The sequence below is a fragment of the Pseudomonas sp. R151218B TE3479 genome (assembly GCF_053629195.1).
The window spans coordinates 2,450,378-2,474,078 of the sequence record NZ_JBRJHV010000001.1 but is presented as its reverse complement, the minus strand read 5'-3'; the positions used below and the strand labels follow the sequence as shown (position 1 = coordinate 2,474,078).

Annotated in this window: 23 protein-coding genes and 1 pseudogene; 10 read left to right on the top strand and 14 right to left on the bottom strand. The window is 60.7% G+C overall.

The window, feature by feature from the left end; translation table 11 throughout:
* Positions 1-27: 27 nt before the first annotated feature.
* Positions 28-936, bottom strand: coding sequence for a LysR family transcriptional regulator ArgP (locus tag AB7M32_RS11085; RefSeq protein ID WP_454249912.1), 909 nt, complete (start codon positions 934-936; stop codon positions 28-30).
* Between the two features lie 99 nt (positions 937-1,035).
* Here AB7M32_RS11085 and AB7M32_RS11080 point away from each other — a divergent pair, with 99 nt between their 5' ends.
* The 4 genes from AB7M32_RS11080 to AB7M32_RS11065 all read left to right on the top strand — a co-directional run bounded on the left by AB7M32_RS11080 (position 1,036) and on the right by AB7M32_RS11065 (position 6,361).
* Positions 1,036-1,638 carry a LysE/ArgO family amino acid transporter gene (locus tag AB7M32_RS11080; protein ID WP_454249911.1) on the top strand — a complete coding sequence of 201 codons (603 nt, stop codon included), beginning with the start codon at positions 1,036-1,038 and terminating at the stop codon, positions 1,636-1,638.
* 175 nt (positions 1,639-1,813) lie between these two features.
* Positions 1,814-2,410, top strand: coding sequence for a superoxide dismutase (locus AB7M32_RS11075; RefSeq protein WP_003198616.1), 597 nt, complete (start codon positions 1,814-1,816; stop codon positions 2,408-2,410).
* A 294-nt stretch (positions 2,411-2,704) separates the two neighbouring features.
* Positions 2,705-4,756, top strand: a complete 2,052-nt coding sequence (locus tag AB7M32_RS11070) for a putative bifunctional diguanylate cyclase/phosphodiesterase (protein ID WP_454249910.1) — start codon at positions 2,705-2,707, stop codon at positions 4,754-4,756.
* Between the two features lie 261 nt (positions 4,757-5,017).
* Positions 5,018-6,361: an imelysin family protein gene (locus tag AB7M32_RS11065; RefSeq protein WP_454249909.1), complete on the top strand. Its 1,344-nt coding sequence runs from the start codon at positions 5,018-5,020 to the stop codon at positions 6,359-6,361.
* Positions 6,362-6,516: 155 nt separating this feature from the next.
* Here AB7M32_RS11065 and AB7M32_RS11060 read toward each other — a convergent pair whose 3' ends face one another.
* The 4 genes and pseudogenes from AB7M32_RS11060 to AB7M32_RS11045 all read right to left on the bottom strand — a co-directional run bounded on the left by AB7M32_RS11060 (position 6,517) and on the right by AB7M32_RS11045 (position 8,772).
* Positions 6,517-7,755, bottom strand: coding sequence for an RNA polymerase sigma factor (locus AB7M32_RS11060; RefSeq protein WP_454249908.1), 1,239 nt, complete (start codon positions 7,753-7,755; stop codon positions 6,517-6,519).
* A pseudogene (locus AB7M32_RS11055) lies at positions 7,755-7,850 on the bottom strand (polyketide cyclase); the annotation flags it as partial. The gene AB7M32_RS11060 and the pseudogene AB7M32_RS11055, both read right to left, overlap by 1 nt.
* Before the next feature lie 75 nt (positions 7,851-7,925).
* Positions 7,926-8,270, bottom strand: a complete 345-nt coding sequence (locus AB7M32_RS11050) for a YciI family protein (protein ID WP_003198606.1) — start codon at positions 8,268-8,270, stop codon at positions 7,926-7,928.
* Between the two features lie 67 nt (positions 8,271-8,337).
* Positions 8,338-8,772 (bottom strand): YybH family protein, encoded by a 435-nt coding sequence (locus AB7M32_RS11045; RefSeq protein WP_454249907.1) that lies wholly within the window; start codon positions 8,770-8,772, stop codon positions 8,338-8,340.
* Between the two features lie 140 nt (positions 8,773-8,912).
* Between AB7M32_RS11045 and AB7M32_RS11040 the strand changes: the two genes are divergently transcribed.
* Positions 8,913-9,398, top strand: a complete 486-nt coding sequence (locus AB7M32_RS11040; RefSeq protein WP_454249906.1) for a GNAT family N-acetyltransferase — start codon at positions 8,913-8,915, stop codon at positions 9,396-9,398.
* A gap of 140 nt (positions 9,399-9,538) precedes the next feature.
* Here AB7M32_RS11040 and AB7M32_RS11035 read toward each other — a convergent pair whose 3' ends face one another.
* Positions 9,539-10,027: a GyrI-like domain-containing protein gene (locus AB7M32_RS11035; protein WP_092329061.1), complete on the bottom strand. Its 489-nt coding sequence runs from the start codon at positions 10,025-10,027 to the stop codon at positions 9,539-9,541.
* Between the two features lie 80 nt (positions 10,028-10,107).
* The gene (locus tag AB7M32_RS11030) at positions 10,108-10,770 is read right to left on the bottom strand and encodes a LysE family translocator (RefSeq protein WP_454249905.1); all 663 of its coding nucleotides are present in this window, start codon (positions 10,768-10,770) and stop codon (positions 10,108-10,110) included.
* Between the two features lie 208 nt (positions 10,771-10,978).
* Between AB7M32_RS11030 and alaC the strand changes: the two genes are divergently transcribed.
* Positions 10,979-12,196 carry an alanine transaminase gene (gene alaC / locus AB7M32_RS11025; RefSeq protein WP_454249904.1) on the top strand — a complete coding sequence of 406 codons (1,218 nt, stop codon included), beginning with the start codon at positions 10,979-10,981 and terminating at the stop codon, positions 12,194-12,196.
* Between the two features lie 160 nt (positions 12,197-12,356).
* Here the strand turns inward: alaC and AB7M32_RS11020 are convergent, their stop codons facing one another.
* Positions 12,357-13,709 (bottom strand): GntP family permease, encoded by a 1,353-nt coding sequence (locus tag AB7M32_RS11020; RefSeq protein ID WP_454249903.1) that lies wholly within the window; start codon positions 13,707-13,709, stop codon positions 12,357-12,359.
* Positions 13,710-13,800: 91 nt separating this feature from the next.
* Complete coding sequence (locus AB7M32_RS11015) at positions 13,801-14,334, bottom strand: gluconokinase (protein ID WP_305482897.1); 534 nt, start codon at positions 14,332-14,334, stop codon at positions 13,801-13,803.
* Positions 14,335-14,550: 216 nt separating this feature from the next.
* Here AB7M32_RS11015 and AB7M32_RS11010 point away from each other — a divergent pair, with 216 nt between their 5' ends.
* The 3 genes from AB7M32_RS11010 (at position 14,551) to AB7M32_RS11000 (ending at position 17,008) form a co-directional block, all read left to right on the top strand.
* Positions 14,551-15,582 (top strand): HTH-type transcriptional regulator GntR, encoded by a 1,032-nt coding sequence (locus tag AB7M32_RS11010; RefSeq protein ID WP_072409721.1) that lies wholly within the window; start codon positions 14,551-14,553, stop codon positions 15,580-15,582.
* A 159-nt stretch (positions 15,583-15,741) separates the two neighbouring features.
* Complete coding sequence (locus tag AB7M32_RS11005; protein ID WP_454249902.1) at positions 15,742-16,296, top strand: hypothetical protein; 555 nt, start codon at positions 15,742-15,744, stop codon at positions 16,294-16,296.
* 289 nt (positions 16,297-16,585) lie between these two features.
* Positions 16,586-17,008: a GNAT family N-acetyltransferase gene (locus tag AB7M32_RS11000; RefSeq protein ID WP_454249901.1), complete on the top strand. Its 423-nt coding sequence runs from the start codon at positions 16,586-16,588 to the stop codon at positions 17,006-17,008.
* Positions 17,009-17,126: 118 nt separating this feature from the next.
* On the opposite strand, the gene def is transcribed toward AB7M32_RS11000, so the two are convergent.
* From def to AB7M32_RS10985, 3 genes are all read right to left on the bottom strand, one after another.
* A complete protein-coding gene (gene def, locus AB7M32_RS10995; RefSeq protein WP_454249900.1) occupies positions 17,127-17,666 on the bottom strand; it encodes a peptide deformylase in 540 nt (179 codons plus the stop codon).
* Complete coding sequence (locus tag AB7M32_RS10990; protein ID WP_072409711.1) at positions 17,663-18,613, bottom strand: YihY/virulence factor BrkB family protein; 951 nt, start codon at positions 18,611-18,613, stop codon at positions 17,663-17,665. The genes def and AB7M32_RS10990 overlap by 4 nt, the downstream gene beginning before the upstream one ends.
* A 173-nt stretch (positions 18,614-18,786) precedes the next feature.
* Positions 18,787-18,978 (bottom strand): CsbD family protein, encoded by a 192-nt coding sequence (locus tag AB7M32_RS10985; protein ID WP_025212262.1) that lies wholly within the window; start codon positions 18,976-18,978, stop codon positions 18,787-18,789.
* 195 nt (positions 18,979-19,173) lie between these two features.
* Here AB7M32_RS10985 and AB7M32_RS10980 point away from each other — a divergent pair, with 195 nt between their 5' ends.
* The gene (locus AB7M32_RS10980; RefSeq protein ID WP_060738853.1) at positions 19,174-19,551 is read left to right on the top strand and encodes a hypothetical protein; all 378 of its coding nucleotides are present in this window, start codon (positions 19,174-19,176) and stop codon (positions 19,549-19,551) included.
* 208 nt (positions 19,552-19,759) lie between these two features.
* Here AB7M32_RS10980 and fadD1 read toward each other — a convergent pair whose 3' ends face one another.
* Together fadD1 and fadD2 are read right to left on the bottom strand one after the other, a co-directional pair.
* On the bottom strand, positions 19,760-21,451 hold the full coding sequence (gene fadD1 / locus AB7M32_RS10975; protein ID WP_454249899.1) for a long-chain-fatty-acid--CoA ligase FadD1: 1,692 nt from the start codon (positions 21,449-21,451) through the stop codon (positions 19,760-19,762).
* A gap of 364 nt (positions 21,452-21,815) precedes the next feature.
* Positions 21,816-23,504 carry a long-chain-fatty-acid--CoA ligase FadD2 gene (gene fadD2 / locus AB7M32_RS10970; protein WP_454249898.1) on the bottom strand — a complete coding sequence of 563 codons (1,689 nt, stop codon included), beginning with the start codon at positions 23,502-23,504 and terminating at the stop codon, positions 21,816-21,818.
* Positions 23,505-23,701: the final 197 nt, after the last annotated feature.

Genomic DNA, 23,701 nt, shown 5'->3' with positions numbered 1-23,701 from the left:
CCAGATTCGAGCTACAAGCCACAAGCTTCAAGCCAAGCGCTTTTCACTTACCGCTTGCAGCGTGTTGCTTGCCGCTGCGATCAATCGCTCAGTCAATAAGCCGAGCAACTGCCCACCATTGCGCCAATGATGCCAGTACAGCGGCACATCGATCGGTTTATCTGCCAACAATTCCACCAACACGCCTCGCTCCAGCTGTTCGCGCACTTGCAGCTCCGGCACCAGCCCCCAGCCCAACCCCACCTCGGCAAGGCGGATGAAACCTTCGGACGAGGGGCATAAATGATGCTCGAAACCGCCCTCCACGCCCACGGACGCAAGGTAGCGATGCTGCAGGAAATCATCCGGGCCAAACACCAATGCCGGCGTACGAGCCAGTTGATCGGCCCGCACGCCGTCGGGAAAGTGCCGGGCGATGAAGGCCGGGCTGGCCAACGCCCGGTAGCGCATCGCCCCCAACAGCACGCTGCGAGCCCCCGCCACCGGGCGTTCGCTGGCGCAGACACAGGCCGCCACTTCACCGGCGCGCATGCGCTTGAGGCCCACGGTCTGGTCTTCTACCACCAGGTCGAGCAACAGGTGATGGTCAGCGCAGAAATCTCCCACGGCAGCGGCCCACCAAGTTGCCAGGCTGTCGGCGTTCAAGGCGATGCGCAGACGCTCCGGCAGCCCCTCTTCATCCAGCGCCGGCACCAGGCTCTGCAGGTCGCGCTCGAGCAGCCGCACCTGTTGCACGTGGTTGAGCAACCGACGGCCGATTTCCGTGGGCGCTGGCGGTGTGGCACGCACCAGAACGGGCTGCCCGACACGCGCCTCCAGCAGCTTGATCCGTTGGGAAATGGCCGATTGCGACAAACCCAGCACTTGGGCGGCGCGCTCGAAACCGGCCTGCTCGACCACGGCGGCCAGGGCAGAGAGCAATTTGTAATCGAACATCAGTTTCCCTAATGAGCAATCAGCAATATTGGTTTTTCTTATACAACTCGCCACAGGAGAATGGCCAGCACTTCATCAATTGACCGGGGATAAAAAACGATGTGGCAAAGCTATGTGAACGGGCTCTTGGTGGCCCTCGGGCTGATCATGGCCATCGGCACCCAGAACGCATTCGTGCTGGCCCAGAGCCTGCGCCGCGAGCACCACTTGCCGGTCGCGGCGCTGTGCATCGCCTGCGATGCCCTGTTGGTCGCCGCCGGGGTGTTCGGTTTGGCGACCTTGCTGGCCCAGAGTCCGTTACTGCTGTCGATTGCCCGTTGGGGCGGCGCGGCGTTCCTGCTCTGGTACGGCAGCCTGGCCTTGCGCCGGGCCTGTTCGAAGCAGAGTCTGCAACAGGGTGAGAACCAGGCCGTGCGCTCGCTGCGGGCCGTGCTGCTCAGCGCGCTGGCGGTGACGCTGCTCAACCCCCACGTCTACCTCGACACCGTGCTGTTGATCGGTTCCCTCGGTGCCCAGCAGAGCGTGCCCGGCGCCTATGTGGTGGGCGCGGCCAGTGCTTCGCTGCTGTGGTTCCTCACCCTGGCCATCGGTGCCGCATGGCTGGCCCCCTGGTTGGCCCGGCCAAACACTTGGCGAATCCTGGACCTGTTGGTGGCGGTGATGATGTTTACCGTGGCGATGCAATTGATTGTCGCCGGCTGATTATTCCAAACCGCTCTGGAACCTCTATTCCACACAGTTGTTGCGTGGTTATGCCGCACCCCCGGTGCTATGATCCGACTCCTGCGCCGCAAAGAGTACAAACTCCCCGGCGCTAGTCTGGCCGCCCGTGATCGGCCTTGCGCTCACCGCAACTGACCTGATTAGGAGAATCACCATGGCTTTCGAATTGCCGCCGCTGCCCTATCCACACGATGCACTGCAGCCGCACATCTCCAAAGAGACTCTGGAATACCACCACGACAAGCACCACAACACCTACGTCGTGAACCTGAACAACCTGGTGCCTGGCACCGAGTTCGAAGGCAAGACCCTGGAAGAAATCGTCAAGACTTCCTCGGGCGGTATCTTCAACAACGCCGCTCAGGTCTGGAACCACACCTTCTACTGGAACTGCCTGGCGCCAAACGCCGGCGGTCAACCAACCGGCGCCCTGGCTGAAGCCATCAACAAGGCATTCGGTTCGTTCGACAAGTTCAAGGAAGAATTCAGCAAGACGTCCATCGGCACCTTCGGTTCCGGCTGGGGCTGGCTGGTGAAAAAGGCTGACGGTTCCCTGGCCCTGGCCAGCACCATCGGCGCCGGCAACCCGCTGACCAGCGGCGACACCCCGCTGCTGACCTGCGACGTGTGGGAACACGCCTACTACATTGACTACCGCAACGTTCGTCCGAAATACGTCGAAGCGTTCTGGAACCTGGTCAACTGGAAGTTCGTCGCCGAGCAGTTCGAAGGCAAGGCCTTCACTGCCTAAGCTCGAGGCCAGACAAAGGAAACCCGGCGCCGTGCCGGGTTTTTTTTGCACGACAAAGTTGATCGCCAGCCGAATACCTCGTGTCTGAAATCCAAGAAAAAATCCCGACAGGCCTCAAGTTGCGGTGCCTTTCAACCGACACAATGGTCGTAGAGCAATCACTCTGGAAAAAACGTACATCGACCAGGTTTCAAGCGAAAACCCTTGTGTTTGATTGTCCCTTTGACTGACATCACAGGATTGCCAATACTCATGGCAACTTGACGCTACCCGCACGGAACAAGGAACCACTCTTTGAAGCTGGAACTCAAGAACAGCTTGTCTGTGAAGTTGCTCCGGGTCGTGCTCCTCTCGGCATTGATCGTTGGCATGGTCTTGAGCTGCGCCCAGATCGTGTTCGATGCCTACAAAACCAACCAGGCCGTCGCCAGTGACGCCCAGCGTATCCTCGACATGTTCCGCGATCCATCGACCCAGGCCGTCTACAGCCTGGACCGGGAAATGGGCATGCAAGTGATCGAAGGCCTGTTCCAGGACCAGGCCGTGCGCATGGCTTCCATCGGCCATCCCCGTGAAACCATGCTCGCCGAAAAAGCCCGTCCCTTGCAGCACTCCGAAAGCCGCTGGCTGACCGACCTGATCCTGGGCAAGGAGCGCACCTTCACCACGCAACTGGTGGGACGTGGCCCCTACAGCGAATATTACGGCGACCTGAGCATTACCCTCGACACGGCCACCTACGGCGAGGGGTTCATCGTCAGCTCGGTGATCATCTTCATCTCCGGGATGCTGCGGGCCCTGGCCATGGGCCTGGTGCTGTACCTGGTCTATCACTGGCTGCTGACCAAGCCGTTGTCGCGGATCATCGAGCACCTGACCGAAATCAATCCCGATCGCCCCAGCGCCCACAAGATCCCGCAGTTGCGCGGCCACGAGGAAAACGAACTGGGCCTGTGGATCAACACGGCCAACCAACTGCTCGAATCCATCGAGCGCAACACGCACCTGCGTCACGAAGCGGAAAACAGCCTGCTGCGAATGGCCCAGTATGACTTTCTCACCGGTCTGCCCAACCGCCAGCAACTTCAACAACAACTGGACAAGATCCTGGTGGACGCCGGACGCCTGCAACGCCGGGTGGCGGTGTTGTGTGTAGGGCTGGATGATTTCAAAGGCATCAACGAACAGTTCAGCTATCAGACCGGCGATCAGTTGCTGCTGGCCCTGGCCGATCGACTGCGGGCCCACAGTGGGCGGCTCGGCGCGCTGGCACGGCTGGGGGGCGACCAGTTCGCCCTGGTCCAGGCCGACATCGAACAGCCTTACGAGGCCGCCGAACTGGCCCAGAGCATCCTCGATGACCTGGAAGCGCCGTTCGCCATTGACGATCAGCAAATCCGCCTGCGGGCCACCATCGGCATCACCCTTTTCCCCGAAGACGGCGACAGCACCGAGAAACTGTTGCAGAAAGCCGAGCAGACCATGACCCTGGCCAAGAGCCGCTCGCGCAATCGCTACCAGTTCTACATTGCCAGCGTCGACAGCGAGATGCGCCGCCGCCGCGAGCTGGAAAAAGACCTGCGCGAGGCCCTGGTCCGCGAGCAGTTCACCTTGGTGTACCAGCCACAGATCAGCTACCGCGACCTGCGGGTGGTGGGCACTGAAGCCCTGATCCGCTGGCACCATCCCGAGCACGGCCTGGTGCCGCCGGACCTGTTCATTCCCCTGGCCGAGCAGAACGGCACCATCATCGCCATCGGTGAATGGGTGCTGGACCAGGCGTGCAGGCAATTGCGCGAATGGCACGACCAGGGTTTCCTCGACCTGCGCATGGCGGTCAACCTGTCGACCGTGCAACTGCACCACGCCGAACTGCCACGGGTGGTGAACAATCTCCTGCAGATGTACCGGCTGCCGCCGCGCAGCCTGGAGCTGGAAGTCACCGAGACCGGCCTGATGGAAGACATCACCACCGCGGCCCAGCACCTGCTGAGCCTGCGTCGCTCCGGGGCGCTGATTGCCATCGATGACTTCGGCACCGGCTATTCGTCCCTGAGCTACCTCAAGAGCCTGCCGCTGGACAAGATCAAGATCGACAAGAGCTTCGTCCAGGACCTGCTCGACGACGAAGATGACGCCACCATCGTCCGGGCCATCATCCAATTGGGCAAGAGCCTGGGGATGCAGGTCATTGCCGAGGGCGTCGAGACGGTCGAGCAGGAAGCCTACATCATCGCCGAGGGCTGCCACGAAGGTCAGGGGTACTACTACAGCAAACCACTGCCGGCACGGGAATTGGGCCTTTACCTGAAACAGGCCGAGCGCAGCAAGGTGTCCATCCTCTGATTCCTCTCTCATCTGCCACGTTCCTGTAGGAGCTGGCGAAGCCTGCGATCTTTTTATCTTCCGCTCCAGACTCGATTGGCAGTGGAAAGAACGCAGCCTCGCTTCGCGAGGCAGCTCCTACAGACGCTGCCGCCTCCTTCATTAAATAAGAAATATTTACAACCATAACCCTTTACACATAATGCAAATCTTTCGCATTATGTCGCAGTTTTTGCGCACCCTCGCGCCTGTCCCATCCATCACCGAAGCAGGATGTTCGCCATGATTCGTATGCCCCTGGCTACCGCCAGTCTGCTGGCCATCGCTATTTCCCTCGCCGGTTGCGGCGAAGGCAAAGACAAGGCCGCCGCGCCGCAAGCGCCAACGCCGGCCGCCAGCACCTCGGCACCGGTCGCCCCTGCTGCTGCCGGCAAAGTCGACGAAGCTGCCGCCAAGGCCGTTGTCGCGCACTATGCCGACATCGTCTATGCCGTCTACAGCGATGCCGAATCCACTGCGAAGACCCTGCAAACCGCCGTCGACGCGTTCCTGGCCAAGCCGAACGCCGATACCTTGAAAGCCGCCAAGGCTGCCTGGATCGCCGCACGCGTGCCGTACCTGCAAAGCGAAGTGTTCCGCTTCGGCAACACCATCATCGACGACTGGGAAGGCCAGGTGAATGCCTGGCCCCTGGACGAAGGCCTGATCGACTACGTCGACAAGTCCTACGAGCACGCCTTGGGTAACCCGGGCGCCACCGCCAACATCATCGCCAATACCGAAGTCCAGGTTGGCGAAGACAAGGTCGACGTCAAGGACATCACCCCGGAGAAACTCGCCAGCCTGAACGAGCTGGGCGGTTCCGAAGCCAACGTCGCCACCGGCTACCACGCCATCGAATTCCTGCTGTGGGGCCAGGACCTCAACGGCACCGGCCCGGGCGCCGGCAATCGCCCCGCTTCGGATTACCTGGAAGGCGCCGGCGCCACTGGCGGCCACAACGACCGTCGTCGTGCCTACCTCAAGTCCGTGACCCAACTGCTGGTCAATGACCTGCAGGAAATGGTCGGCAACTGGAAGCCGAACGTGGCCGACAACTACCGCGCCACCCTGGAAGCCGAGCCGGCCGAAAGCGGCCTGCGCAAGATGCTGTTCGGCATGGGCAGCCTGTCCCTGGGTGAACTGGCGGGCGAGCGCATGAAGGTGTCCCTGGAGGCCAATTCGCCGGAAGACGAACAGGATTGCTTCAGCGACAATACCCACAACTCGCATTTCTACGATGCCAAGGGCGTGCGTAACGTGTACCTGGGCGAATACACCCGTGTCGATGGCACCAAGATGACCGGCGCCAGCCTGTCGTCCCTGGTCGCCAAGGCCGACCCGGCCGCGGACACCGCGCTCAAGGCCGACCTGGCCGACACCGAGGCCAAGATCCAGGTCATGGTCGATCACGCCAACAAGGGTGAGCACTACGACCAGTTGATCGCCGCCGGCAACACTGCCGGTAACCAGATCGTGCGCGACGCCATCGCCGCGCTGGTCAAGCAGACCGGTTCGATCGAACAGGCTGCGGGCAAGCTGGGCATCAGCGACCTGAACCCGGACAACGCTGATCACGAGTTCTGATCAACGCCGGCTGGCTGCGGGTCAACGCAGCCAGCCAAGCCACAAAACCTGTGGGAGCGAGCTTGCTCGCGATTGGGGGCATATCAGTCGACATTTGATGTCTGATCTTCCGCTATCGCGAGCAAGCTCGCTCCCACAAGGGGCGTCACTGTGGTTCATGGCTGCAACCCGGCAAGCCGCCCCTCGATAAACCGCCGTTCCGGCAGTTGCTGCGTCAGTTCGAGCGCGCGTCGGTACGCGGCCCTCGCCTCGTCCACCTGCCCCAACTGCCGACAGAACTCCGCCCGCGCCGAGTGGGCCAGGTGATAGTCCGTCAAATCCCCCCTGGCGAGTATCCCGTCAACCAGGCGCAGCCCTTCCTGTGGTCCGTCGCGCTTGGCCAGGGCGGCGGCGCGGTTGAGTTCGATCACCGGCGACGGCACGGCCCGCAGCAGCACATCATAAAGCCCGACGATCTGCGGCCAATCGGTCTGCTCGGCCGTCGGCGCTTCGGCATGCACCGCCGCAATCGCCGCTTGCAGGCAGTACGGCCCGAACCGTCGGGTTTTCAGCGCGGCTTCCACCAACGCACAGCCCTCGGCGATCAGCTCGGCATCCCATAAGGATCGCGCCTGCTCATCCAGCAGAATCAGTTCACCGGTCGACGACGTTCGCGCCGGGCGTCGGGATTCGTGCAGCAGCATCAATGCCAGCAACCCCATGACCTCGGCCTCGGGCAGCAACTCCATCAGCAGACGGCCGAGACGGATGGCTTCGCGCGTCAGGTCCTCTCGAGTCAGCTCGGCCCCCATCGAGGCCGAATACCCTTCGTTGAACACCAGGTAGATCACCCGCAGCACACTGTCCAGCCGCTCCGGTAGTTCCGCGCGGGACGGCACCTGATAGGGGATCCTGGCGTCACGGATTTTCGCCTTGGCCCGCACAATGCGCTGGGCAATGGCCGCCGGGGCAGCGAGGAACGCCCGGGCGATTTGCTCGGTGGTCAGGTCGCAGACTTCCCGTAGCGTCAGGGGCACCTGGGCATCCGCCGCCAGGGCCGGGTGGCAACAGGTAAAAATCAGCCGCAGGCGATCGTCTTCCACGTCTTCGTCACTCCACGGATCCTGCTCCAGCGCCTCGAGTTGAGCGATCAACATCGGTTGGGACGCGGCGAAACGCGCGCGCCGGCGCAAACTGTCGATGGCCTTGAAACGCCCGGCAGACACCAGCCACGCCCGCGGGTTATCCGGTACACCGTCGCGCTGCCAGCGCTCGACCGCAATGAAAAAGGCCTCGTGCAAGGCCTCTTCCGCCAGTTCGAAATCACCCAGCAGGCGAATCAGCGTCGCCAGGATCCGCCGCGAGTCTTGCCGATAAACCTGCTCGACCCGCGCCTTGACCGTTTCGACCGACATCAGTCGGGCATGCCTTGGATAAGGAGCGTCTCAAGCCGGCCCAGGCCCTGGCCCCACCCCTCATGGAAACCCATGGCTTGGTGTGCCTGGCGATCGATTACCCGGCTGATGGATAACGCGTAAGAGGCAGTTGTGGGGTTCATGAATGAAATCCTGTTTGTGATTGTTGTTCAGGGGTTCAGTTGGCGTACCGGACGCACTTCAACGCAACCGACCCGAGCCGCCGGGATATTGCCGGCGACCTGGATGGCTTCGTTGAGGTCCTTGGCGTCGATCAGGTAGAAGCCCGCCAATTGCTCCTTGGTTTCGGCGAACGGGCCGTCGGTGATCGACAGCTTGCCGCCGCGCATGCGTACCGTGGTGGCAGTCTGCACCGACTCCAGGGCTTCAGCGGCCAGCATGCGCCCACTGCCCTGGATCGATTCGGCATAGGCCATGCACTCGGCGTCCTCCGGGCTGTCGGGCGAGTTGTGCAGCGTGTGTTCGTTGCTATACACCAGGCATAGGTACTTCATGGAAGGCTCCGTGTTCGGACTGATCAACTATGGACGGCAGGATGACGCTCGGTGAAAAAACCGACGATCAGGGCTGCAGGTCGAACAGCGCTGTCCCGGCCATCGGGTCGAACGGAGCGGACCAATGTTCATGGACGATCCGCCATTGTCCCGCTACACGCTGGTAGCAGGCCGTCACACGCATCCAGCAGGCCTGTTCCTCGCCTTTTTCGTTGGTGCCGCCGCAATAGGCCAGCCAGTGGGCGAAGGCGATGTCGTCGGCCGGGGTAATCTTGACCTGATGAAAGTCGAACTTGTGCGGGCCGGGGCACATTTCCATACAGGCTTGCCAATGGGCCCGGTAAGCGCTTTTGCCCTTGAATTGCAGGGCCTGGATGGCATCGAACGAGACAATGTTCTCGTCATAGAGCGCCATGACTTTTTCGATGTCCTTGGCCATGACGGCTTGGCGATAGGTGTCGATCAGGGCCTGGATTTCGGTTTCAGTGGTTTGGGTATTCATGGTGATTCTCCGCAGTTTTTTGTTGAAGACACCCTTTGTCGTTTGGAGAAACAGCGAATCGACAATCCAACAAAAATAACTCAAGGAGAAAAATTGGCTAGAATCCCAGTCCTATTCTGCCGGCAACATTGGACGTTTCTGTGACCGCTCAACTCATCCCCTACGAAGACCTGACCGCGCTGCAACGCGAACAGGTCAGCGCTATCGAACTCCACCCCGAACAGATCAAATTCTCTGGCGATATCCATGGCGCCCTGCACATGCTGCTGTCCCGGCCCGGCCCGGGGGTCAAAGGCTTTGCGTTATTGGCCGGGGAGGTGCCGGTGGCCTTCCTGCTGCTCAAGCGCCCGCCGGCACTGCCCGCCTGGGCCAACGAACACAGCGCCACCCTGCATGCCCTGCAAGTCGACCACCGGGCCCAGGGCCGAGGGTATGGCAAGGCGTGCCTGGAGGCGCTGCCCGCCGTGGCGCGGGCCGCCTGGCCGGAGATCCGCGGGTTGGAGCTCTCGGTCGACGCCGCGAATGACACGGCCATCGACCTGTACACCCGAATGGGTTGGGTCGACAGTGGCGAGGCCTACAAGGGGCGCATCGGTTATGAGAGACGGATGGGGTTGGTGTTCTGACAAACGCAATCAACGATCAGTAGGTGCTGAATGGACTGTGGAAGCGAGTTTGCTCGCGATAGCGGTGTTTCAGTCAACATCAAAGTGGCTGACCTGACGCTATCGCGAGCAGGCTCGCTCCCACAGGGGACTTGCGTCAATCAGCTTGGCTTGAGCGGGATCCAGATCTCCAGGGTGCCTTGGCCGGTCCTGGGGTTGAAGTCTTCGCTGTAGCGCTCGAATTCAGGCTCATCCGCCGCTTCGTATCCGGAATGGGGCAGCCACTCTTTCCAGATGTACTGGAACGTATCCGGCAGTTTTTTCAACGGCCCTGTGTGTTCGAAGACCGCGTAATGGCCTGGCTGGATTTCGATCCAGCGGTATTGCTCCGGCAAATCGTCGAGCCGGCTGATTTCCACGCCGGCGATGTATTCGAACCCACCCTTCCCGTCCGGGTTGCAACACACACCGTAGGTCACTTCATCTTTCTGCCCTGGCACCTTGCCGAGCCAGGGCAGGAACTTTTCCCAGAGCAAAGGGATGTCTTGGGCGGTGTCCTGGGTAAACCGAGCACCAAAGCCGGCGATGAGCTGAAAACGTCCCTGTTCAAAGCGTGGTACGGCTGTGCAATCGCGTTTGGGCTTTTCCATGCGGCAACACTCCAGCAAAACGTGAAGTCGGGCTTGGCAGTATAGAAGCCAAACCGTGATTGCCAGAGCCGTTTCGCTTGTCAGATGCCAGGCAGGGGCCCGGCGACGGTGTTTCCTACAAACTCGTTGTAGCCAGAAACAATCACGTACACCGCGAAATAACAGAAGATCGCGGCGGATGCCCAATAGGAATAACGCAACAATTTATCCCCCAACAGTTTGCCGCCCTGGGTCGCCGCCAGGCACAAGGCCGCGCACCACAGGAGCCCGGCGCAGAGAAAACCACTGAGAAACAGCGCCGAGCTGAGCAAGGTTCCGCCGCCCGAACGGGCGATCAGCGTACCGCCCACCGCCGCGAACCAGAGGATGGCACTGGGCGATGACATGGCCAGGAAAATCCCGCGCAAGAACTCCTGGCGCGAAGAGTTGCCCTGCACTTCACCCGCCTCGGCCAATACCGCGCTGTGATAGATCGCCGAGTGGATCATCTTCGCCGCGAAGTACAGCAACAGCAACGAGCCGCCGACCCACAGCACCCAGCGCACCGCTTCGTATTGCAGCAGCACGGTCATGCCGGCCAAGGCCAGGACGGCGTAGATCAGATCGCCCACACAGGTGCCCAGGCCCAGGGCGAAACCCTGGAAATAGCCGCGCTGCATCGCCAGGGTGATCATCGCGATATTGGCCACGCCAATGTCCAGGCACAGCGAAAGGCTCAGCAGGAAGCCGCTGGAAAATTCCATCATTCGTTCCATCAGGATTGGGTGAGACAGGTTCAACAAGCCGCTGCGACCGTCGATGGCGCCGCGGCCAGGACGACAGTGTCGTCGAAAATAGTTCGGCGCGGCTACTGGACAATCCGACATCCGCCCGATTATCTTGCGCCGCAGGCCACCGCAGTGGCCAACGTCGCTCGGACGGTTCCGGGCGCTCACGTATCTCGAGGCAACAATGGCCGAACAAGGTTCGCCGCGCCGCTTTGCGCGCATCGATCGACTCCCCCCTTATGTATTCAATATCACTGCCGAGCTGAAGATGGCTGCGCGTCGGCGCGGCGAAGACATCATCGACTTGAGCATGGGTAATCCCGACGGCGCCACGCCTCCACACATCGTGGAAAAACTGGTTACCGTCGCCCAGCGCGAAGACACCCACGGTTATTCCACCTCCAAAGGCATCCCGCGCCTGCGCCGCGCCATTTCGCGCTGGTACAAGGACCGCTACGAAGTGGACATCGACCCGGAAACCGAAGCCATTGTCACCATCGGTTCCAAGGAAGGCCTGGCCCACCTGATGCTGGCCACCCTGGACCAGGGCGACACGGTGCTGGTGCCCAACCCCAGCTATCCGATCCACATCTACGGCGCGGTGATCGCTGGCGCCCAGGTACGCTCGGTGCCGTTGGTGCCAGGGGTGGATTTCTTCGACGAACTGGAGCGGGCCATTCGCGGCTCGATCCCCAAGCCGAAGATGATGATCCTCGGCTTCCCATCCAACCCCACCGCCCAGTGCGTGGAGCTGGACTTCTTCGAGCGAGTCATCGCCCTGGCCAAGCAGTACGACGTGCTGGTGATCCACGACCTGGCCTACGCCGACATCGTGTATGACGGCTGGAAAGCCCCGTCGATCATGCAAGTGCCGGGCGCGAAAGACATCGCGGTGGAATTCTTCACCCTGTCCAAGAGCTACAACATGGCCGGCTGGCGCATCGGCTTCATGGTGGGCAACTCGGAACTGGTCAACGCCCTGGCGCGGATCAAGAGCTACCACGACTACGGCACCTTTACCCCGTTGCAGGTGGCGGCCATCGCGGCCCTCGAAGGCGACCAGCAATGCGTGCGCGACATCGCCGAGCAGTACCGCCAGCGCCGCAACGTACTGGTCAAGGGCCTGCATGAGCTGGGCTGGATGGTAGAGAACCCGAAGGCATCGATGTACGTCTGGGCCAAGATTCCCGAGGCCTATGCGCACCTGGGTTCGTTGGAGTTCGCCAAGAAACTGTTGGCCGAGGCCAAGGTCTGCGTCTCGCCGGGGGTGGGGTTCGGGGAATATGGGGATGATCACGTGCGCTTTGCGCTGATCGAAAACCAGGACCGGATCCGCCAGGCGGTGCGTGGGATCCGTGGGATGTTCAGGGCGGATGGGTTGGTAAGCAAACCTAACGCCTAACCTAAAACCCAATGTGGGTATTTCCTGGATTTGTTGATCACCAGAAATCGGTGTGGGAGCGGGCTTGCTCGCGAAGGCGATATAACATTCAACCTATTTGTTGACTGTCAGTCCGCCTTCGCGAGCAAGCCCGCTCCCACATTGACTACAGTGTTGTCGGTTATACCACCAGCGACAGCAGCAGGATAAAGATCAATCCCACCACGGACAGGATGGTTTCCATCGCGGTCCAGGTCTTGAAGGTCTCGGCCACGGTCATGTTGAAGTACTGCTTGACCAGCCAGAAGCCCGCATCGTTGACGTGGGACAGGATCAACGAACCGGCACCGGTCGCCAGCACCAGCAGCTCACGGTTCACACCCGGCATCATCCCCACCACCGGTACCACGATACCGGCACCGGTAATGGTCGCCACCGTCGCCGAACCTGTGGCGATACGGATCACTGCGGCCACCAGCCACGCCAGCAGGATCGGCGAAATCTGCGCACTCACCGCCATGTGACCGATCACATCGCCCACGCCGCTGGTGACCAGCATCTGCTTGAAGCCACCACCGGCACCGATGATCAGGATGATCGCGGCGGTCGGCGCAAGGCTGGCGTCCAGCCATTTGAGCATCTGGCTGGAACCGATGCCCTGCTTGTAGCCGAAGGTGTACAGCGACAGCAACAACGCCAGCAGCAAAGCCGAGATCGGGTGACCGATCATGTCCATCCAGGCGCGGAAGAGGTTGCCGTCCGGCAGCGCCACGTCAGCGAAGGTCTTGAGCAGCATCAGGAACACCGGCGACAGCACGGTGATCAAGGTGATGCTGAAGCTTGGCAGCTCGGCGGCGCTCGTCTCGCGGGCCAGTTGGTCCACCAGCTCCTGGTTCGGATGGCCGGGGATGTGCTTGGCAATGAACGTACCGAAGATCGGGCCGGCAATGATGGCAGTCGGCAGCGCGACGATCAGGCCATAGAGAATGGTCTTGCCGATGTCGGCGCCAAATATGCCAATCGCCAGCAACGGCCCCGGGTGCGGCGGCACCAGGCCGTGGACCGCGGAAAGACCGGCCAGCAGCGGGATACCGATCTTGATGATCGACACGCCGGTACGGCGCGCGACGATGAACACCAGTGGGATCAGCAGCACGAAGCCGATTTCGAAGAACAGCGGGATGCCCACCAGGAAGGCGGCGAACATCATCGCCCACTGCACCTTATCCTTGCCGAAGGCGCGGATCAGGGTCTGGGCGATCTGATCGGCCCCGCCTGACTCGGCCATCATTTTGCCGAGCATCGTACCCAGCGCCAGGATGATGCCGACAAAGCCCAGCACGCCACCGAAGCCGTCCTGGAACGCCTTGATGATGGTGCCGGTCGGCATGCCCGACGTCAGGCCGAGGAACGCGGCGGCGATGGTCAGGGCAATGAACGGATGGAATTTGAACTTGGTGATGAGGACGATGAGTCCGATCACCGTGACCACTGCATCAAGCAGTAGGAACGTCTCGTGGGACAAGCCGAACATGGGAGGTGTCTCCTGATTTGTTGTTGTTATTGAAGCAGTTATTTATGAGTCGTCGGGACAGCGCTATCTTTCTGACGCAAATTTTTGAAACTCAACTGGCCAGCTTCAAACCGTGGGCCAACCACCAGACGTAAGCCTGCTGTGCCAGTTCGTCAACGCTGTGGCTGGACGCGTCCAGAGCCAGGGTCAGGGGCTCGCCGACAGGGGATTCAAGGGTGGCGAACTGGCTGTCGATCAGGGTCGACGGCATGAAATGGCCGGGACGATGGGAAACGCGGTCGGCGGCCACTTCGGGGGTCAACTCAAGGAACACGAAGCCCAGGCCGGGCAAGGCGCTGCGCAGGCGCTCGCGATAACTGTGCTTGAGGGCCGAACAGGTCAGCACCGGGCGCTCGCCCGTGGCATCGACACGGCGCAACTCGTCGCACAGGCTGTCGAGCCAGCCGGCACGGTCGTCGTCGTTCAAGGGGATACCGGCGCTCATCTTCTGGATGTTGGCCGCAGGGTGGAACGTGTCGCCTTCGATGGCGGTGGCGCCGCTCAACTGGCACAGGGCCTGGCTGACACACGTTTTGCCGCAACCGGCAACGCCCATGATGACCAGGGCGGTGATGGGATTGTTCATGTAACACCTCAGCGCGCAGACAGCGCTACCTTTGCCAGTTATGACACCGCAGCAAAAGCAGAAGTTGCCGACGCCTTCTTGTCATTTTTGTGGTTGCAGCATGTTCGTTCACGACACCCACGGACGGGGGATCAGGCAACCCCCGCTCACGCATTTGCAGCGGCGTCGAGACAGCGCTACCTTAGTACCTTGATTTTTGTTTGGCAAGCCGCCCTGATGACCGTCCCTAAAAACGATAAGAATACGCGCACCACCGGTCGCCCCACGCTCAACGAAGTCGCACGCCTGGCCGGTGTCAGCCCTATCACCGCCTCCCGTGCCCTGCGTGGCGTCAGCACCGTCGCCTCGGAACTGGTGGAAAAAGTCCGCCGGGCCGCCGTGGAACTCAACTACGTGGTCAATCCCGCGGCCCGTGCCCTGGCTTCGGCCCAGAGCCATTCGGTGGTGGTGCTGGTGCCGTCGTTGTCCAACCTGTTGTTCATCGACACCCTGGAAGCCATCCATCGGGTGCTGCGGCCCAAGGGCTTCGAAGTGGTGATCGGCAACTACCACTACTCCCGGGAAGAGGAAGAAGACCTGTTGCGCAACTACATGGCCTATCAGCCACGGGGGTTGCTGCTGACCGGTTTCGACCGCACCGAAAGCGCCCGGCGCATGATCGAGGCCAGCAACATCCCGTGCGTGTACATGATGGAACTGGACCCCGGCGCCGGGCTCAACTGCGTCGGTTTTTCCCAGCTCAAGGCTGGCGAAACGGCGGCCGAGCACTTGATTTCCAAGGGCCGCAAGCGCCTGGCCTACATCGGCGCGCAACTGGACCAGCGCACCCTGCTGCGCGGCGAAGGGTTTCGCCGCGCCCTGCAACAAGCCGGTTTGTATGACCCGGACCTGGAACTGCTGACCCCGCGTCCATCCTCGGTGGGCCTGGGCGGAGAATTGTTTCTGCAATTGCTCGACAGCCACCCGGACGTCGATGCGATCTTCTTCGGCAACGACGACCTGGCCCACGGCGCCCTGTTCGAAGCATTGCGCTGCGGCATCAAGATCCCCGAACAGGTCTCGGTCCTGGGCTTCAACGACCTGCCCGCCTCGGCCCATATGGTGCCGCGCCTGAGCAGCATCAGCACCCCACGGGAAGCCATCGGCCGCCGCGCCGCCGAACAGATGCTGACGCTGATGGCTGGCAACCGCATCGCGCAGCCGGTGGTGGACATGGGTTTCGAGCTCAAGGTTCGCGAAAGCACCTGAAGCGCCACGCTCAAGCGGTCGATCCATGCCGTCCGACGGCAAGGGTTGGCCGCCCCGCTCGCCGCGCATTTGTCCATACCCCTTGGAATACGGCCATCGCGCGGGCGGCATGGGAATTGCTCCTGCCCATCGCTCAGCCATTACCTATAGGTGTTCATCATGTTGGTCAGTGCCAAACAGCAAGCGATGGTCTTGCCACTCAAACGCCCGGGCGAGGATCCCACCGCCGAAGCCGCCAGCGGCCTGCAAAGCGCCGCGTTGCAGGCGTTGCGCGATAACGTCCAGGCCCAGGCCAGCCAGGGCAGTGCCCAGGTCCAGGATTCCTTCACCCAACGAGCCACGCAACAGGTCAATGCCGCCACCGCCATCAGCGACAAGGTGGATGAGGCGTTCGCTAAGACGCGCGTGCAACTGCAGACCGTGGCTTCATCAATGCCTGAAGAAACCACGACACTGGGCGGCTCCGCCACGGCAGAGTTCAAGGACTACATGAGCAAGACGCCCGAAGAGCGACTGCGCGACAGCATTCTCGAAGAGATGGGCATTACCGAGGAGGAGTTCGAGGCGATGCCGCCCGAGAAGCAGTTGGCTGTCAGCCAGGAGATTGCCCAGCGCATGCAGGACAAGTCGGCGATGGCCCAAGTGGAAAAGGCCCAGGAGAGCCGCACGGGCGACAAAACCTCGGCCACGGACATGTTTCTCGCCTCGCTTTGAGCCTGGGCACATCACCAAGCGTTTGAGCTGGGCGACCGCCCAGCTCAAACCTCAGGCCCGCCAAGGCGGTACCGGTTCAATGACCGAACAGGTTCACCTTCTTGGTTTTCTTGTCGGCGCGCTTTTCATCGGCGGTCTTCGCCGGTTTTTTCTTTGCCGCTTTTTTTGAATCCATGCCTTTGGCCATGATACGTACTCCAGTCATACGGGATGTGAAGTCAGGTATACACCTATCGCCGCACTCGCGTTCTTTTATAATCGCCCTCCCCTTATCGTCCGCGACCCCGCCATGTCCGAAATCCACTACACACAGCTCGAAGAACCGCTATGGCCGCTGATGAACAAGTTCTATCGCGCTCATCAATCCTCGATGAAAGCGGTGCGTGACGCGCAGCTGTGGGTGGCACGGCGCGATGATATCGTCGCCGCCCTGTGCTTGCGGCCGGTGTCGGGTGGGCATTGGTTGACGGGGTTGTTCGTCGACCCGGCGTACCGCGTCCAGGGCATTGCCGCGCGATTGATCGCCGAAGCAGTGAACGGTGTGGACGAGCCGGTGTGGCTGTTCTGTCACCCGGACTTGCGCGGCTTTTATGAGCGGCGTGGTTTCAGCTTCGACCCTGAACTGCCCTATGCGATGGCCGAACGCCTGAGCCGGTATGCCCGCAGCAAGCCGATGATTGCGATGGGGTGGGAGCCGCCGTGCCCTTCCTGACACAGATCCAATGTGGGAGCGAGCTTGCTCGCGATAGCGTCAGGCCTGTTGCATCAATGCCAACTGACACACTGCAATCGCGAGCAAGCTCGCTCCCACAGGATGCTGCAGTGAATGATCAGTCGTCTGCAGCCGGGTCCAGATCCGGGAACATCACTTCGGTAAAGCCGAACTTGCTGAAATCAGTGATGCGCGACGGGTACAAGCGCCCGATCAGATGATCACATTCATGCTGCACTACCCGCGCATGGAAGCCCGATGCATAACGTACGATCGGCTCGCCCTTGGGATCGAAGCCTTCATAGCGGATGTGTTGGTAGCGCTCCACCGCACCGCGCAGGCCCGGCACCGACAGGCAACCTTCGAAACCCTCTTCCATCTGCGGGCCCAGGGGGGTGATCAGCGGGTTGATCAGGATGGTCTGGGGCACCGCCTCGGCGTCGGGGTAACGCTCGCTGTGCTCGAAGCCGAAGATCACCAGCTGCAGATCGACGCCAATCTGCGGCGCCGCCAGGCCGACACCGCCCACGCTTTCCATGGTCTGGAACATGTCGTCGATCAATTGCCACAACTCTGGGCTGTCGAACATTTCGGCGGGCACCGGCGGGGCGATGCGCAGCAGGCGTTCGTCGCCCATTTTCAGGATGTCACGGATCATGGTCGGGCTTCGTCAGGGTGGGTGTGAGGAATGGAATGGTCGCGCCCCAGGCCCGACACATGCTGTTTTTCGTGCTCGCCCGCGCTCTTTTCACCCGGGTTCTTGCCCTCGGTGGACATGTGCTCGATCACCGCATTCATTTCCGCGCCGAGCAACAGCACCGCCGAAGAAATATAGAAATACAGCAACAACACGATGATCGCGCCGATGCTGCCATACATGGCGTTGTAGTTGGCAAAGGTCTTGACGTAAAACGCGAACCCCAGGGACGCGATGATCCACACCACCACCGCCAGTACCGACCCCGGCGTGATGAAGCGAAACTCCTGCTTGACGTCGGGCATCACGTAATAGATCAGCGCCACAGCCACCATCAGCAAGAACACGATCACCGGCCAGCGCACGATCGTCCAGAGCGTGACGATGAACTCCTCCAGGCCGACCTGGGCCGCGATCCAGCCCATCACCTGCGGCCCGAGCACCATCAACGCCGCAGCGGCCAGCAGCATGCCGGCAATGCCGACCGTGTAGAAGATCGACAGCGGGAAGCGCTTCCAGGCCGGACGGCCTTCCACCACGTCGTAGGCGGCGTTCATCGCGCTCATCATCAACCGCACGCCCGCCGAAGCGGTCCACAAGGCAATGACGATACCCACCGACAACAAGCCGCCCTTGGATTGCTGGAGCTGGTCGATCACCGGGTTGACCTGCTCCAGGGCCTGGGGCGGCAGCACCAGCTCCGATTGCAGGCGCAACCACGAGAAGAAGTCCGGCAGGTGCAGGAAACCGATCAAGGCAATCAGGAAGAGAATGAAGGGGAACAGCGAAAACAGCATCTGGTAGGCCAGTGCCGAGGCGTAGGTCGACATCTCGTCGTCGAGAAACTCGGTCACGGTACGCATCATCACACGATGCAAAGGTAAGCCTTTCAAGGCCGGAAACATCATGTGCGTCTCCTTTCGCCGCAAAAAAGGAAGGTCGCCTGGCGACTCATGGGGTTGTTATCCAAGACAAAGTAACCTGTTTGGCGACTTTGGAACAATTTCCCCGGCGCAAGTTCGAGCCGACATGAAAACGGCCACCCGCAGATGACCGTTCCAATCGCGTTACTACAGGCAGGTTATGCCTCGTCGACGCCTTTCTTGACCGCATCCTTGGCCTTGCCCACGGCTTGTTGGGCCTCGCCTTTTTTCTCCTGGACCACGCCCTCGGCGCGCATGCGGTCATTGTCGGTGGCCTTGCCGACGCCTTGCTTGATGTTGCCAACGGCTTCGTTGGCAACGCCCTTCACTTTATCGCTCGTGCTACCCATGATGTCTCTCCTGTGAAAAACAGTACGAAAACTCATTACATAAGGGTTGACCGGGGCCGTTCGCGGGGAGTTTCATTTTTTTAGCGGCACATTTCATCGTCGAATGCAGGTTGCACTTTATGTTTGTCGATCAACCCCCGAGAATGCCCCACGTATTCAAGCTGCGGCTTGAAGCTCCAACCCCGTAGGAACGTTATGAAACTCGATAAAAAACAGGCCATCGCCCGCAGGAACCAAGAACTGGGCGGCGCCGTACTGGGCGTCAACAACTGCCACTTCAGCGAATTGAACCGCAACCGCAACATCTTCTGGTTCGATATCCCGGTGGCGCGCCTGGCCATTGGTCAATATGAATGGATCCACCTGCTGCTGCACACGCCGGCCACCGATGAGCTGCTGCACTTGAAGGTGCCGACCGTGTTCCTGCGGGAAAAAATGGAAGGCCTGGAAGTGCGCAACCAAGGCAAGCGCAAGGCAGCCCTGAGCCTGGAACTGAGCGCCGACAAGGACGCCTACCTGCAGGACATGCGGCCGGGTGGCACCAACCTGGATTTTGCGCAGTTCCGGTTGTAACCGGACCTGGGAAGCACCGGTTCCCTGTGGCGAGGGAGCTTGCTCCCGCTGGGCTGCGCAGCAGCCCCCTTCGATCTGACTGACACACCGCAAGGGGCCGCTGCGCGTCCAGCGGGAGCAAGCTCCCTCGCCATACAAGCTTTCTTGCCCAGGAAATCGCAGCCAACAAAAAGCCCCGCATCAGCGGGGCTTTTCATGGGTAACGGTCTTACTTCTTCAACCCCAACTTCCTGAGCTCTTCATCCCGCAACTCGCGACGCAGGATCTTGCCCACGTTGGTGGTCGGCAAGGCATCGCGGAACTCCACGGCCTTGGGCACCTTGTAGCCGGTGACGTTGGCACGCATGTGTTCCATCACCTGCTCCTTGGTCAACGTGACACCCGGCCGTGCGACGATGAAAATCTTGATCGCCTCGCCAGACTTCTCGTCCGGTACGCCGATGGCCGCGCATTGCAGCACGCCCGGCAGGGTTGCCAGCACATCTTCCAGTTCATTGGGGTACACGTTGAAACCGGAGATCAGGATCATGTCCTTCTTACGGTCGACGATGCGCATGTAGCCGTCCGGCTGGATCACCGCGATATCACCGGTCTTGAGCCAGCCTTCGCTGTCGAGGATCTCGTCGGTGGCTTCCTGACGCTGCCAGTAGCCCTTCATCACCTGCGGACCTTTCACGCACAACTCGCCGATTTCGCCCAATGGCTGTTCGACGCCCGCATCGTTGATCACCTTGCACAGGGTCGAGGGTACGGGAATGCCGATGGTGCCGATCTGGATGTGCTGGATCGGGTTGACGGTGGCCACCGGGCTGGTTTCGGTCATGCCATAACCTTCGCAGATCGGGCAACCGGTCACCTCTTTCCAACGCTCGGCCGCGGCCAGTTGCAAGGCCATGCCACCGGACAGGGTGACCTTCAGTGCCGAGAAGTCCAGCTTGCGGAAGGCTTCGTTGTTGCACAGGGCCACGAACAGCGTATTGAGGCCGACAAAACCGCTGAACTTCCACTTCGACAGTTCCTTGACCATCGCCGAAAGGTCGCGGGGGTTGCTGATCAGGATATTGTGGTTGCCGATCAGCATCATCGCCATGCAATGAAAGGTAAAGGCATAGATGTGGTACAGCGGCAGCGGCGTGATCAACACCTCGCAACCTTCATTGAGGTTGGAGCCCATCAGCGCCTTGCACTGCAGCATGTTCGCCACCAGGTTGCGGTGGCTGAGCATCGCGCCCTTGGCCACGCCAGTGGTGCCGCCGGTGTATTGCAGCACGGCCACATCGTCGCTGGTGGGGTTGGCTTCGTTCACCGGCTGGCCGTGGCCTTTGCTCAGCACGTCGTTGAACTTGACGGCCTTGGGCAAGTGATAAGCCGGGACCATCTTCTTGACGTACTTGATCACGCTGTTGATCAACAGGCGCTTGAGCGGTGGCAGCAGGTCGGCGACCTCGGTGACGATGACGTGCTTGACGCCCGTCTTCGGCACCACGGCTTCCGCCAGGTGCGCCATGTTCGCCAGGCACACCAGCGCCTTGGCGCCGGAGTCGTTGAACTGATGTTCCATTTCCCGCGCGGTGTACAACGGGTTGGTGTTGACCACGATCAGCCCGGCACGGATCGCACCGAACACAGCCACCGGGTACTGGAGGACGTTGGGCAACTGCACGGCGATTCGATCGCCCGGCTGTAAATCGGTATGCTGTTGCAGGTACGCGGCAAACGCCCCGGACAACTCGTAGAGCTCACCGTAGGTGATCGTCTTGCCGAGGTTGCTGAATGCCGGCTTGTTGGCAAAGCGTTGGCAGGACTGCTTCAACACCGCCTGAATATTCGGATACTCGTCTGGATTGATGTCGGCAGCAATCCCAGCTGGGTACTTATCCTTCCAAAAGTCTTCGATCATGGAAGCCCACTCCTCAGCAACGCGAATTCTCACCGCATTTGATGCGATTATTATTGGTGTGTGTTTATTGGTGAATCTGGCTTGAATCAAGGCCGAGAAGTCACAAAGCGCGCCGAGAGTAGCAGCTTTGCCAAGGGTCGCCTAGAGCCAAAAACAACCCCTACAGTCATAAACATGACTCTTGAATATTTTATGGTCATTTTTAGAGTAAAAATTCTAAGCTCTGGATAATGACCCCGAATACATAAAAAACCATGGGAGCGAGCTTGCTCGCCATGGCGGTGTATCAGCCAACATCTCTGTCACTGACCTACCGCCATCGCGAGCGAGCTCGCTCCCACAGGGTTTCCACGAGGCAGGCGCCTCAGGCGATATCCCGCAACTCCCGCCGCAGGATCTTGCCCACCGGCGTCATCGGCAATGAGTCCCGCAACACAATGTGCTTGGGGATCTTGTAGCCGGTGAAGTTCTCCTTGCAGTAAGCCTTGAGTTCTTCAAGGCTGACTCCGGTTTCCCGCGCCACCACGAACAATTTCACCGCCTCCCCCGAACGCTCGTCCGGCACGCCGATCACCGCGCAGTTGGCCACCTTGGGATGGGCCATCACCACATCTTCGATCTCGTTGGGGTACACATTGAAACCCGAGACGATGATCATGTCCTTTTTACGGTCGACGATTCGCACGAATCCATCAGGGTCGATCACCGCGATATCGCCAGACTTGAACCAGCCCTCGCTGTCCAGCACTTCGGCCGTGGCCTCGGGCTTGTTCCAATAGCCTTTCATGATCTGCGGCCCCTTGATGCACAGCTCGCCGCGCTCGCCCAAGGGCTGCTCGACGCCATCGTCGTTGATCACTTTCATCAGCGTACCCGGCACTGGCATCCCCACCGTGCCCAACCGAGACTTGCCACCATACGGATTGGCACTCGCCACCGGTGAGGTTTCGGTCAGGCCATAGCCCTCGGTAATGCCGCAACCGGTGAGCTGCTGCCAACGCTCGGCGGTGGCCTTGATCAACGCGGTACCGCCGGAGTTGGTGACCTTGAGGTGGGAAAAATCCAGGGTCTTGAAATCCGGATGGTCCATCAATGCCACGAACAGCGTGTTGAGCCCCAACAGCAACGAGAAGCGCCAGTTCTTCAGTTCCTTGATGAAGCCGCCGATGTCCCGTGGATTGGTGATCAGCACGTTGTGATTGCCGGTCACCATCATGCACATGCAGTTCGCCGTGAACGCATAGATATGGTACAGCGGCAGTGGCGCGATCATGACCTCCTGGCCTTCGCGCAGCAGCGGCTGGCCGTCATCGCCGAGCTGTCCCAGACAGGCCCGGGCCTGTTGCATGTTGGCCACCAGGTTGCCGTGGGTCAGCATCGCGCCCTTCGCCAACCCGGTAGTGCCGCCGGTGTATTGCAATACCGCAATATCGTCGAGGCTGACGTTCAGCGGCTTGATGCCCTGCCCACGTCCCAGGCGCAAGGCGCTTTTGAAGGAAACGGCCTGGGGCAGCGAATAGGCCGGCACCATTTTCTTGACCTTGCTCACCATCGTGTTGACCAGCCAGCCCTTGGCGGTGGGCATCAGGTCGCCCATCTTCGCTTCGATCAGGTACTGCAGGTCCGTATCGGGCAACACCTCCTGGACTTTCTGCCCGAACATGTTCAGGTACACCAGCGCCCGGGCACCGGAGTCCTTGAACTGATGACGCATTTCCCGCGCGGTGTACAGCGGGTTGGTGTTGACCACGATCAGCCCGGCGCGCAAGGCACCGAACACGGCGATCGGGTATTGCAGGATGTTAGGCATCTGCACCGCGATACGATCGCCAGGCGCCAGGTCGGTATGGGTTTGCAGGTAGCCGGCGAAGGCCGCGCTGTAGCGCTCGAGCTCGGCATAGGTGAGGGTCACCCCCATATTGCTGAACGCCGGACGGTCGGCAAATTTCTTGCAGGAACGCTCGAACACCTCGATCACCGACTTGTAGGCGCCCAAGTCGACGTCCAGGGGCACGCCGGCCGGGCGTTTGTCATTCCAGAAATCAGGCTGCATTGTTTTTGTCCTCTTTACCTGAGCATGTCCGGGCCGCGTCTGTATCGCTTGCAGAGGCGGAGCTCTTGGGACACTAGCAGCTATGGCCAATCAGGCAAATATGGCAACCTGCGTCATAGATTGTGTGAATCTTCTTGCCATGGCGTGGCCTGATCAGGCGAGACGCAACGGATGCGCTATACAATGCAGCGACGCTG

What these genes read in the sequence shown, in the direction of transcription:
- AB7M32_RS11085 (WP_454249912.1), bottom strand. Translation starts at nt 936, where the DNA reads ATGTTCGATTACAAATTGCTCTCTGCCCTGGCCGCCGTGGTCGAGCAG.
- AB7M32_RS11080 (WP_454249911.1), top strand. Translation starts at nt 1,036, where the DNA reads ATGTGGCAAAGCTATGTGAACGGGCTCTTGGTGGCCCTCGGGCTGATC.
- AB7M32_RS11075 (WP_003198616.1), top strand. Translation starts at nt 1,814, where the DNA reads ATGGCTTTCGAATTGCCGCCGCTGCCCTATCCACACGATGCACTGCAG.
- AB7M32_RS11065 (WP_454249909.1), top strand. Translation starts at nt 5,018, where the DNA reads ATGATTCGTATGCCCCTGGCTACCGCCAGTCTGCTGGCCATCGCTATT.
- AB7M32_RS11060 (WP_454249908.1), bottom strand. Translation starts at nt 7,755, where the DNA reads ATGTCGGTCGAAACGGTCAAGGCGCGGGTCGAGCAGGTTTATCGGCAA.
- AB7M32_RS11050 (WP_003198606.1), bottom strand. Translation starts at nt 8,270, where the DNA reads ATGAAGTACCTATGCCTGGTGTATAGCAACGAACACACGCTGCACAAC.
- AB7M32_RS11045 (WP_454249907.1), bottom strand. Translation starts at nt 8,772, where the DNA reads ATGAATACCCAAACCACTGAAACCGAAATCCAGGCCCTGATCGACACC.
- AB7M32_RS11035 (WP_092329061.1), bottom strand. Translation starts at nt 10,027, where the DNA reads ATGGAAAAGCCCAAACGCGATTGCACAGCCGTACCACGCTTTGAACAG.
- AB7M32_RS11030 (WP_454249905.1), bottom strand. Translation starts at nt 10,770, where the DNA reads ATGGAATTTTCCAGCGGCTTCCTGCTGAGCCTTTCGCTGTGCCTGGAC.
- alaC (WP_454249904.1), top strand. Translation starts at nt 10,979, where the DNA reads ATGGCCGAACAAGGTTCGCCGCGCCGCTTTGCGCGCATCGATCGACTC.
- AB7M32_RS11020 (WP_454249903.1), bottom strand. Translation starts at nt 13,709, where the DNA reads ATGTTCGGCTTGTCCCACGAGACGTTCCTACTGCTTGATGCAGTGGTC.
- AB7M32_RS11015 (WP_305482897.1), bottom strand. Translation starts at nt 14,334, where the DNA reads ATGAACAATCCCATCACCGCCCTGGTCATCATGGGCGTTGCCGGTTGC.
- AB7M32_RS11010 (WP_072409721.1), top strand. Translation starts at nt 14,551, where the DNA reads ATGACCGTCCCTAAAAACGATAAGAATACGCGCACCACCGGTCGCCCC.
- AB7M32_RS11005 (WP_454249902.1), top strand. Translation starts at nt 15,742, where the DNA reads ATGTTGGTCAGTGCCAAACAGCAAGCGATGGTCTTGCCACTCAAACGC.
- AB7M32_RS11000 (WP_454249901.1), top strand. Translation starts at nt 16,586, where the DNA reads ATGTCCGAAATCCACTACACACAGCTCGAAGAACCGCTATGGCCGCTG.
- def (WP_454249900.1), bottom strand. Translation starts at nt 17,666, where the DNA reads ATGATCCGTGACATCCTGAAAATGGGCGACGAACGCCTGCTGCGCATC.
- AB7M32_RS10990 (WP_072409711.1), bottom strand. Translation starts at nt 18,613, where the DNA reads ATGATGTTTCCGGCCTTGAAAGGCTTACCTTTGCATCGTGTGATGATG.
- AB7M32_RS10985 (WP_025212262.1), bottom strand. Translation starts at nt 18,978, where the DNA reads ATGGGTAGCACGAGCGATAAAGTGAAGGGCGTTGCCAACGAAGCCGTT.
- AB7M32_RS10980 (WP_060738853.1), top strand. Translation starts at nt 19,174, where the DNA reads ATGAAACTCGATAAAAAACAGGCCATCGCCCGCAGGAACCAAGAACTG.
- fadD1 (WP_454249899.1), bottom strand. Translation starts at nt 21,451, where the DNA reads ATGATCGAAGACTTTTGGAAGGATAAGTACCCAGCTGGGATTGCTGCC.
- fadD2 (WP_454249898.1), bottom strand. Translation starts at nt 23,504, where the DNA reads ATGCAGCCTGATTTCTGGAATGACAAACGCCCGGCCGGCGTGCCCCTG.